Source organism: Actinophytocola sp., from assembly GCF_036555685.1.
GTDB lineage: Bacteria > Actinomycetota > Actinomycetes > Mycobacteriales > Pseudonocardiaceae > Actinophytocola.
The window spans coordinates 1-9,646 of the sequence record NZ_DATBKY010000287.1; the positions used below are offsets into that span (position 1 = coordinate 1).

Sequence of the window (9,646 nt, forward strand, 5' to 3'; positions counted from 1 at the left end):
ACGGAGGAGGGAGGACGGCGAGTAGCGGAGGAGCGGAGTGAACCATCAGACACTGGGAGGAACCATGATCGCCTCCAATGTGGACGGGCAGGCCCGGTGGCGGGCGTCCGTCATGGACAACTACGGCACGCCCGCGCTGACCCTGGTCCGCGGCGAGGGCGCGCACGTATGGGACGCCGACGGCAACCGCTACGTCGACCTCGTCGGGGGCATCGCGGTCAACGCGCTCGGCCACGCCCACCCGGCCGTCGTCGAGGCGGTGACGAACCAGATCGCCACCCTCGGCCACACCTCGAACCTCTACGTCAACCCGGTCTGCGTCGAGCTGGCGGAGACGCTGCTGGACGTCGCCGGGCTCGCCGGGCAGGCCAAGGTGCTGTTCGCCAACTCCGGCGCGGAGGCCGTCGAGGCCGCGGTCAAGCTGACCCGGCTCACCGGCCGCACCAAGCTCGTGGCGTGCGAAGGCGCGTTCCACGGGCGGACCATGGGTGCGCTGACCGTCACCGGCCAGCAGCCCAAGCGCGCGCCGTTCGAGCCGCTGCTGCCGACCGTCACGCACGTGCCCTTCGGCGACGTCGAGGCGCTGCGGTCCGCTGTGGACGGTGAGACGGCGGCGGTGTTCCTCGAGCCGGTCCTCGGCGAGGGCGGTGTCCACCCGGCCCCGGCCGGCTACCTGCGGGCCGCCCGTGAGATCACCACGGCCGCCGGCGCGCTGCTCGTCCTCGACGAGGTGCAGACCGGCGTCGGCCGGCTCGGCAGCTGGTTCGCCTTCCAGCAGGCCGGCATCACGCCGGACGTCATCACGCTGGCCAAGGGCCTCGGCGGTGGCCTGCCCCTCGGCGCGTGTATCGGCGTCGGCGCGGCGGGAGAGCTGCTCAAGCCGGGCCAGCACGGCACCACGTTCGGCGGCAACCCCGTCGCCTGCGCCGCCGGCCTCGCCGTGCTCCGCACGATCGCCGCCGACGGCCTGTGCGAGCACGCCGCCGCGCTGGGCAAGGAGATCGTCGCCGGCGTCGAGGCGCTGCGCCACCCGCTGGTGACCGGCGTGCGGGGGAGCGGCCTGCTGCTCGGCATCGGCCTCGCCGAGCCCGCCGCCACCGCGGTCGCCGGTGCCGCCGCCGCGGCCGGCTACCTGGTCAACAACGTCCAGCCCGACACGGTCCGCCTCGCCCCGCCACTGATCCTCGACGCCGCCGACGTCAAGGGCTTCCTGGCGGCGCTGCCCGAGATCCTCGACGCCGGCGGGGAGGCCTGATGGTCCGCCACTTCCTGCGTGACGACGACCTGTCGCCGGCCGAGCAGACCGAGGTCCTCGACCTCGCCGACCGGATGAAGGCCGACCGCCTCGGCTTCGACGTCCTCCGTGGCCGGACGGTCGCGACGATCTTCGAGAAGAACTCCACGCGGACCCGGCTGTCTTTCGAGGCCGGCATCGGCCAGCTCGGCGGCCGGCCGATCGTCATCGACGGGCGCACGATGCAGCTCGGCCGCGAGGAGACCATCGAGGACACCTCGCGGGTGCTCTCGCGCTACGTCGACGCCGTGGTGTGGCGGACCTTCGCCCAGGCCCGCATGACCGCGATGGCCTCGGTCTCCACGATCCCGGTGATCAACGCGCTCACGAACGAGTTCCACCCGTGCCAGGTCCTCGCCGACCTGCAGACGGTCCGCGAGCGGCACGGCAAGCTGGCCGGCGTCACGCTCACCTACCTCGGCGACGGCGGCAACAACATGGCCCACTCGTTGCTGCTCGGCGGCGCCACGGCGGGCCTGCACGTGCGCATCTGCGGCCCGGCCGGCTTCCAGCCGCACGGCGAGATCCTGCTCGACGCCAAGCACCGCGCCGAGGAGACCGGCGGCAGCGTCTCGTTCGTCGCCGACCCGCACGCCGCGGTCGACGGCGCCGACGTGCTGGTCACGGACGCGTGGACGTCGATGGGGCAGGAGAACGACGGCCGGGACCGGGTGTCGCCGTTCCGGCCGTACCAGGTCAACGCCGGGCTGGTCGACCGTGCTGCGCGGACCGCGATCGTGCTGCACTGCCTGCCCGCGCACCGCGGCATGGAGATCACCGACGAGGTGCTCGACGGGCCCGCGAGCGCGGTGTGGGACGAGGCGGAGAACCGCCTGCACAGCCAGAAGGCGCTGCTGGCGTGGCTCATGGCGGCGGAGCGCCGATGACCACCGCCGGTACGTCCCGCGTCGCCCGGCAGGGCCGCATCGTCGAGCTGGTGTCCTCGATGGGCATCCGCAGCCAGACCGAGCTCGCGAAGCTCCTTGCCGCCGAAGGCATCGACGTCACCCAGGCCACGCTGTCCCGCGACCTCGACGAGCTGGGCGCGGTGAAGCTGCGTGGCGTGGACGGCGGTGCCGCCGTGTACGTCATCCCGGAGGACGGCAGCCCCGTGCGTGGCGTGCGGGGTGGCACGTCCCGCCTCGCCCGCCTGCTCGCCGAGCTGCTCGTGTCCGCGGACTGCTCGGCGAACCTGACCGTGTTGCGAACCCCGCCCGGTGCCGCGCAGTTCCTGGCCAGCGCGATCGACCGGGCAGCCCTGCACGAGGTCGTCGGCACGATCGCCGGCGACGACACGGTGATGGTCATCGCCCGGGAACCGTTGTCCGGCAAGGACCTCGCCGACAGATTCACCGCGCTCGCGGCGCGAACAAACGTGACCGAAGAAGGAGAGACCAATGACTGAGCGGATCGTGCTGGCCTACTCGGGCGGCCTGGACACGTCCGTGGCGATCGGCTGGATCGCCGAGGAGACCGGAGCGGAGGTCGTGGCCGTCGCGGTGGACGTCGGCCAGGGCGGGGAGGACCTCGACACCATTCGCAAGCGGGCGCTGGACTGCGGCGCGGTCGAGGCCGTCGTCGCCGACGCGCGCGACGAGTTCGCCGAGCAGTACTGCCTTCCCGCGCTGCAGGCCAACGCCCTTTACATGGACCGCTACCCGCTGGTCTCCGCGCTGTCCCGGCCGGTGATCGTCAAGCACCTCGCCGAGGCGGCGAAGTACCACGGCGCCACCACCGTCTCGCACGGCTGCACGGGCAAGGGCAACGACCAGGTCCGCTTCGAGGTCGGCATCGGCGCGCTCGCTCCCGACCTCAAGGTGATCGCCCCGGTCCGCGACTTCGCGTGGACCCGGGAGAAGGCCATCGCCTACGCCCACGAGCGGAACCTGCCGATCGACCAGACGAAGTCCTCGCCGTACTCGGTGGACCAGAACGTGTGGGGCCGCGCGGTGGAGACCGGCTTCCTCGAGGACATCTGGAACGCACCCATCGAGGACGTCTACTCCTACACCGACGACCCGGCCGTGCCGCGCGACCCGGACGAGGTCGTGATCACGTTCGACAAGGGCGTGCCGGTGGCCGTCGACGGCGAGACCGTGACCGTGCTGCAGGCCATCCAGCAGCTCAACCGGCGGGCCGGCGCGCAGGGCGTCGGGCGGCTGGACATGGTCGAGGACCGGCTGGTCGGCATCAAGAGCCGCGAGGTGTACGAGGCACCCGGCGCGATCGCGCTGATCGCCGCGCACCAGGAGCTGGAGAACGTCACGGTCGAGCGGGACCTCGCCCGGTTCAAGCGCCAGGTCGAGCAGCGCTGGTCGGAGCTCGTCTACGACGGCCTGTGGTTCTCCCCGCTCAAGGACGCGCTGGACACGTTCATCGCGAAGACCCAGGAGCACGTCAGCGGCGAGATCCGGCTGACCCTCCACGGTGGCCGCGCGGTCGTCACGGGCCGGCGCAGCGAGCAGTCGCTGTACGACTTCAACCTCGCGACCTACGACGAGGGCGACACGTTCGACCAGTCGCTCGCCAAGGGCTTCGTGCAGCTGTGGGGCCTGCCGTCGAAGATCGCGGCGAAGCGCGACCTGCACCATGCCTGATCCCGTTCAGCTGTGGGGTGGCCGGTTCGAGTCGGGACCGGCCGAGGCGATGGCCGCGCTGTCCGCGTCGACCCACTTCGACTGGCGGCTGGCGCCGTACGACATCGCCGGCTCCCGGGCGCACGCCCGCGTCCTGCACCGCGCGAAGCTGCTGACCGACGACGAGCTCGCCGGCATGCTGGCCGCGCTCGACCGGCTCGCTGACGACGTGTCGTCGGGCGCGTTCGTGCCGACCGTGGCCGACGAGGACGTGCACACCGCGCTCGAACGCGGCCTCATCGAGCGGGCCGGCCCTTCGCTGGGCGGCAAGCTCCGCGCGGGTCGATCGCGCAACGACCAGGTGGCGACGCTGTTCCGGATGTGGCTGCGCGACGCCGCCCGCCGGGTCGCCGCTGGTGTGGTCGCGGTGATCGAGGCGCTGCTGCACCAGGTCGACCAGCACCCCACCGCGGCGATGCCCGGCCGTACCCACCTGCAGCACGCCCAGCCGGTGCTGCTCGCACACCACCTGCTGGCCCACGTCCAGGCGCTGCTGCGGGACGTGGACCGGCTGCGGGACTGGGATCGTCGGGCCGCGGTGTCGTCGTACGGGTCGGGTGCGCTCGCCGGGTCGTCGCTGGGGCTGGATCCGGCGGCGGTGGCGGCCGACCTGGGATTCGCGTCGGCGGCGGAGAACTCCATCGACGGCGTCGCCGCGCGGGACTTCGCCGCGGAGATCGCGTTCTGCCTCGCGATGCTCGGCGTGGACCTCTCCCGGATCGCCGAAGAGGTGATCATCTGGACCACGGCCGAGTTCGGCTACGCGCGCCTCGACGACGCGTGGGCGACCGGCAGCTCGATCATGCCGCAGAAGAAGAACCCGGACGTCGCGGAGCTGACCCGCGGCAAGGCCGGCCGGCTGATCGGCAACCTCACCGGGCTGCTCGCGGTGCTCAAGGCCCAGCCACTCGCGTACAACCGGGATCTCCAGGAGGACAAGGAGCCGCTGTTCGACTCGGTCGAGCAGCTGGAGCTGCTGCTGCCGGCCATCGCCGGCATGGTCGGCACGCTGCGGTTCGACACCGCGCGGCTCGCCTCGTTGGCTCCGGCCGGGTTCACGCTGGCGACCGACATCGCGGAGTGGCTCGTGCGCCAAGGGGTTCCGTTCCGGGACGCGCACGAGGCGGCGGGGGAGTGCGTGCGGGTCGCCGAGTCGCGCGGCGTGGGCCTGGAGGCGCTGACCGACGAGGAGCTGGCCGGGGTGCACCCGTCCTTGTCGCCCGAGGTGCGCGACGTGCTGACGGTCGAAGGCTCGATCGCGTCGCGCGACGCGTACGGCGGGACGGCGCCGGCACAGGTCGCCGACCAGCGCGCCCGAGTGACGGAGGTGCTGGCCGACCTGCGGAGCTGGCTTGCATAAAACGTGTGCACACTAGTTGTGCATAGATAGTGTGCACAGTTATTGTGCACGTGTGAAGAACGTCGAGCTCGACAGCCGTGCCATCCGCGTACTCGCCCACCCGCTGCGGTCCCGGCTGCTCAGCGCGCTGCGGCTGCACGGGCCGGCCAACGCCACGGCGCTCGCCGAGCGGCTGGGCACCAACACCGGTGCCACCAGCTACCACCTGCGCAAGCTCGCGGAGGTCGGCCTGGTCGAGGAGACCGGCGAGGGACGCGGCAAGCAGCGTTTCTGGGCCGCCGCCCAGGACTCCCACAGCTGGCGGAACACCCGGTTCGACGCCGACCCCGACGACCGGTCCGCGGCGGGCTGGCTGCGCCAGCAACAGCTGCGCTACCTGGTCGACCGCGTGGAGGAATGGGAACAGGAACGTAGCCGCTGGCCGGCGGCGTGGCGGGACGCGGCCAGCATGTCCGACGCCATCGTCGAAGTCGGCGCCGACCAGCTGGCCGAGCTCATGGAGGAGCTCTACGAGGTGCTGCTGCGGTACCGGGACCTGCCGACCCCGGAGGGCGGCCGGCAAGTCGTCGTGCACGTCGTCGGCCTGCCCGCCGAGCCGCGGAACGCGCCGTGAACGTGCACCGGCGGTTCCTCGTGCTGCTGGCGCTGCGCTGGTTCCCGGTCGGCCTGTGCCTCCCGATCGGCGTGCTGCTGGCACTGAGCCGGGGCCTGACACTGGCCGAGTTCGGGCTCGCGGCATCCCTGCAGGGGTTCGTCGTGCTGGCGCTGGAGCTGCCGACCGGCGGGCTGTCCGACTCGTGGGGGCGGCGGCCGGTCCTCGCTCTCTCGGCTGTGGTGGCGCTCGGCTCGATGTCGTTGCTGGTCGTCGCCGACTCGGTCGCCGAGTTCGCGGTATTCGCCATGCTGCAGGGCGTCTACCGCGCGCTGGACAGCGGGCCGCTGGAGGCGTGGTACGTCGACGCCAGGCTCGCGGCCGACCCGTCCGCGAAGCTGGAGCGCGGGCTGTCCGCCGGCGGGATGGTGATCGGGCTGACCATCGGCGCCGGCGCGCTCGCCACCGGCGGGCTCGTGGCCTGGGCCGACATACCCGGCGTCCCGGCTCTCGTGGTGCCGGTGCTCGTCGCCCTCTGCGTGCAGGTCGCCGGGCTCGTCGCGATCGTCCTGCTGGTTCGTGAACCGCCGCACCCGGACGGCCCGCGCCGGCTGCTGGCCTCGCTGCGGGACGTGCCGAAGGCGATCACCGACGGCATGCGGGTCGTCTGCCGCTCCCGGATCCTGCTGGCGCTCGTCGCGGTGGAGTTGTGCTGGGGCTTCGGCATGGTCACCTTCGAGACGCTCATGCCGGTCCGGCTGTCCGAGGAGGTCGGCGGGCCGCAGGCGGCCGCGGCGATCACCGGACCCGCCGTCGCAGTGGGGTGGCTCGCCGCCGCGGCCGGGTCCGCGCTGGTACCGCTACTCAGCGCCCGGATCGGGGTGGCCGTCACCGCGGGCGTGCTGCGGATCGCGCAGGGCGTCGCGGTGGCCGGCATGGGCCTGCTCGCCGGACCTGCCGGGGTGCTGACCGGCTACCTTGCCTCCTACCTGGTGCACGGCGCCGGTGGCCCGGTGCACATGACGTTGCTCCATCGCGAGGTGACGAGCGAGCACCGAGCCACGGTGATGTCGGTCAACTCGATGATGATGCAGCCGGCCGGCTCCCTGGGCCTGATCCTGCTGTCCGCGATCGCGTCCGGCGCGTCGGTGAGCGTGGCGATCGTGGTCGGCGCGGTCGTCCTGGCCCTCGCGGCGCCGCTGTACCTGCCGGCGGCCCGCGCGGAACAGGCCCGGCTGGTCGCCGTATAGGCTCGGCCGCGTGGCCGCTCCCGGTTCCGTCCTCACCCGCGCGGAGCTGGCGGTGGACCCGCTCGACGCCGCGAAGCTGCTGCTGGGCTGCGTGCTCGAGGCCGGCGAAGTCCAGGTCCGGCTGACCGAGGTCGAGGCATACCGGGGCGGCGACGACCCCGCGTCGCACTGCTACCGCGGGCGGACCCCGCGCAACGAGGTGATGTTCGGCCCGGCCGGTCACCTGTACGTCTACTTCGTGTACGGCATGCACTTCTGCGCGAACGTCGTCTCGCTGACCGACGGCGTGCCCGGTGCGGTGCTGCTGCGTGCGGGCGAGGTGGTCGCGGGCTTCGACGTGGCCCGTGCGCGCCGGCCCGCCGCCCGCAGCGACGCCGAGCTCGCCAAGGGCCCGGCCCGGCTGACCGGCGTACTCGGTCTGGAACGCCACCACAACGGCGTGGACCTGACCGACCCGGAGTCGCAGGTCCGCCTGCTCGCGGGTGACCCGGTGCCGCCGTCCCTGATCCGCACGGGCCCGCGCGTGGGCGTGGCGGTCGCGATGGACGTCCCGTGGCGGTTCTGGATCGACGGCTCGCCGTCGGTCAGCACGTACCGGCGCGGCGGCAAGGCGGCCCGGCAAAAGCGCTCGCCCCTGCCACGCGCGGCTCGCTAGCGTCGTGCCATGACCACCTCGTCGACCACCTCGTCGCGCGCCCACGCCGTGCGCCGATATCGCGGCGCCGCCTGATCCGGCGCCGGGCTCGTACTGCCTGGTGCGCCTCGTCGCCCACCCGTACGAGAGGATTGGTCACCGTGGGAGAACACATTCTCGACGAGCTGTCCTGGCGCGGGCTGATCGCGCAGTCCACCGATCTCGCCGCATTGCGGAAGGATCTGGACGCCGGCCCGGTCACCCTCTACGCGGGCTTCGACCCGTCCGCGCCGAGCCTGCACGCCGGCAATCTCGTGCCGCTGCTCATGCTGACGCGGTTCCAGCGGGCCGGGCACCGGCCGATCGTGCTCGCGGGTGGGGCGACCGGGATGATCGGCGACCCGCGCGACGTGGGGGAACGGACGCTCAACTCGCTCGACGTGATCGCCGAGTGGTCCGAGCGGATCCGCGGCCAGCTCGAGCGGTTCGTCGACTTCGACGACTCGCCGACCGGCGCGATCGTGGCCAACAACCTGGAGTGGACCGGTGACGTGCCGGTGCTCGAGTTCCTGCGCGATGTCGGCAAGCACTTCTCGATCAACGTCATGCTCGCCCGGGAGACGGTCAAGCGCCGGCTCGAGGCCGACGGCATGTCGTTCACCGAGTTCAGCTACCTGCTGCTGCAGTCGTTCGACTACCTGCAGCTGCGCCGCAAGTTCGGCACGAAGCTGCAGGTCGGCGGCTCGGACCAGTGGGGCAACATCATCGGCGGCGTCGAGCTGGTCCGCCGCGTCGACGGCCAGACCGTGCACGCGCTGACCGCGCCGTTGGTCACCGACGCCGAGGGGCGCAAGTTCGGCAAGTCCACCGGCGGCGGGCGGGTGTGGCTCGACCCCGAGCTGACCTCGCCGTACGCGTGGTACCAGTACTTCGTCAACACCGGCGACGCGGACGTGATCCGGTACCTGCGGTTGTTCACGTTCCTCCCGCGCGAGGAGATCGACGCGCTCGAGCAGGACGTGGCGCAGCGCCCGCAGCTGCGCTCGGCGCAACGCAAGCTGGCGGAGGAGTTCACCCGGCTGGTGCATGGTGACCACGAGACGGCGCAGGTCATCGCGGCCAGCCAGGCGCTGTTCGGCCGGGGTGAGCTGCGGGAGCTCGACGAGTCGACGCTGAAGGCCGCGATGGCGGAGGCACCGACCGGCTCGGTCCACCTGGCCGACGAGCCCACGATCGTGGACCTGCTGGTCGCCTCCGGGCTCACCCCGAGCAAGGGCGCCGCCCGGCGGGCCGTCGGCGAGGGCGGGGCGTACGTCAACAACGCGAAGGTGACCGACGAGGGCTGGCAGCCGGCGAAGGAGGACCTGCTGCACGGCCGGTGGCTCGTCGTCCGTCGGGGCAAGCGGAACACCGCGGGCGTCGAGGTCCTCGTCTGACCTCGCGGGCGCCGGGAACATCCGGCCGGGCTCGCACGTTGTCATACCTGGTGCCCCGTTCGGTGGTCCGCTGACCAGCGAAGATGATGTTTGAGGGGGGCCGGTTGGAGGGCCCGATCCGGGTGCGTGTAACTTTCTCTCTGCCAGCGCGGAACGGGCCCGGTACACCGGGAACGAGCGCCGGCAGGGGGTCACGAACCAAGCTCTCACGCGAGTGATAGAGTGGGTGACCCTCGGCTCGGAGCGATCCGGGCCAAAACCGAGGACAAGCCCCCGGAACATACTGCAGTTGCAGTTTCGGATGGGTGTGCGTGTGTTGTTTGAGAACTCAACAGTGTGCCGAATATGATGCTAGTGAGCTTGTGCCTGGGCTTTTGTGGTTCAGGTTTGCTGGGATGTTTTCTCTCTTGATGCATTGTTGGAGAGTTTGATCCTGGCTCAGGA

Annotated in this window: 9 protein-coding genes; all 9 read left to right on the forward strand. The window is 71.9% G+C overall.

Annotation, left to right across the window (positions count from 1 at the left end; all coding sequences use genetic code 11):
* Positions 1-64 precede the first annotated feature (64 nt).
* The 9 genes from VH969_RS29140 (at position 65) to tyrS (ending at position 9,202) form a co-directional block, all read left to right on the forward strand.
* Complete coding sequence (locus VH969_RS29140) at positions 65-1,255, forward strand: acetylornithine transaminase (RefSeq protein ID WP_331980034.1); 1,191 nt, start codon at positions 65-67, stop codon at positions 1,253-1,255.
* A complete protein-coding gene (argF, locus tag VH969_RS29145; RefSeq protein WP_331980036.1) occupies positions 1,255-2,181 on the forward strand; it encodes an ornithine carbamoyltransferase in 927 nt (308 codons plus the stop codon). The genes VH969_RS29140 and argF overlap by 1 nt, the downstream gene beginning before the upstream one ends.
* A complete protein-coding gene (locus VH969_RS29150; protein ID WP_331980038.1) occupies positions 2,178-2,699 on the forward strand; it encodes an arginine repressor in 522 nt (173 codons plus the stop codon). The genes argF and VH969_RS29150 overlap by 4 nt, the downstream gene beginning before the upstream one ends.
* Positions 2,692-3,891 (forward strand): argininosuccinate synthase, encoded by a 1,200-nt coding sequence (locus VH969_RS29155; protein WP_331980040.1) that lies wholly within the window; start codon positions 2,692-2,694, stop codon positions 3,889-3,891. The genes VH969_RS29150 and VH969_RS29155 overlap by 8 nt, the downstream gene beginning before the upstream one ends.
* On the forward strand, positions 3,884-5,290 hold the full coding sequence (gene argH, locus VH969_RS29160) for an argininosuccinate lyase (RefSeq protein WP_331980042.1): 1,407 nt from the start codon (positions 3,884-3,886) through the stop codon (positions 5,288-5,290). The genes VH969_RS29155 and argH overlap by 8 nt, the downstream gene beginning before the upstream one ends.
* Before the next feature lie 52 nt (positions 5,291-5,342).
* Positions 5,343-5,903 carry a helix-turn-helix domain-containing protein gene (locus VH969_RS29165; RefSeq protein WP_331980044.1) on the forward strand — a complete coding sequence of 187 codons (561 nt, stop codon included), beginning with the start codon at positions 5,343-5,345 and terminating at the stop codon, positions 5,901-5,903.
* Positions 5,900-7,132 carry an MFS transporter gene (locus VH969_RS29170; protein WP_331980046.1) on the forward strand — a complete coding sequence of 411 codons (1,233 nt, stop codon included), beginning with the start codon at positions 5,900-5,902 and terminating at the stop codon, positions 7,130-7,132. Before VH969_RS29165 ends, VH969_RS29170 begins: the two co-directional genes overlap by 4 nt.
* A 10-nt stretch (positions 7,133-7,142) precedes the next feature.
* On the forward strand, positions 7,143-7,787 hold the full coding sequence (locus VH969_RS29175) for a DNA-3-methyladenine glycosylase (RefSeq protein ID WP_331980048.1): 645 nt from the start codon (positions 7,143-7,145) through the stop codon (positions 7,785-7,787).
* Positions 7,788-7,927: 140 nt separating this feature from the next.
* The gene (tyrS, locus tag VH969_RS29180) at positions 7,928-9,202 is read left to right on the forward strand and encodes a tyrosine--tRNA ligase (RefSeq protein ID WP_331980050.1); all 1,275 of its coding nucleotides are present in this window, start codon (positions 7,928-7,930) and stop codon (positions 9,200-9,202) included.
* Positions 9,203-9,646 lie beyond the last annotated feature (444 nt).

Excerpts from the sequence above, each read along its gene's own strand:
- VH969_RS29140 (WP_331980034.1), top strand. The coding sequence starts at position 65 with ATGATCGCCTCCAATGTGGACGGGCAGGCCCGGTGGCGGGCGTCCGTC.
- argF (WP_331980036.1), top strand. The coding sequence starts at position 1,255 with ATGGTCCGCCACTTCCTGCGTGACGACGACCTGTCGCCGGCCGAGCAG.
- VH969_RS29150 (WP_331980038.1), top strand. The coding sequence starts at position 2,178 with ATGACCACCGCCGGTACGTCCCGCGTCGCCCGGCAGGGCCGCATCGTC.
- VH969_RS29155 (WP_331980040.1), top strand. The coding sequence starts at position 2,692 with ATGACTGAGCGGATCGTGCTGGCCTACTCGGGCGGCCTGGACACGTCC.
- argH (WP_331980042.1), top strand. The coding sequence starts at position 3,884 with ATGCCTGATCCCGTTCAGCTGTGGGGTGGCCGGTTCGAGTCGGGACCG.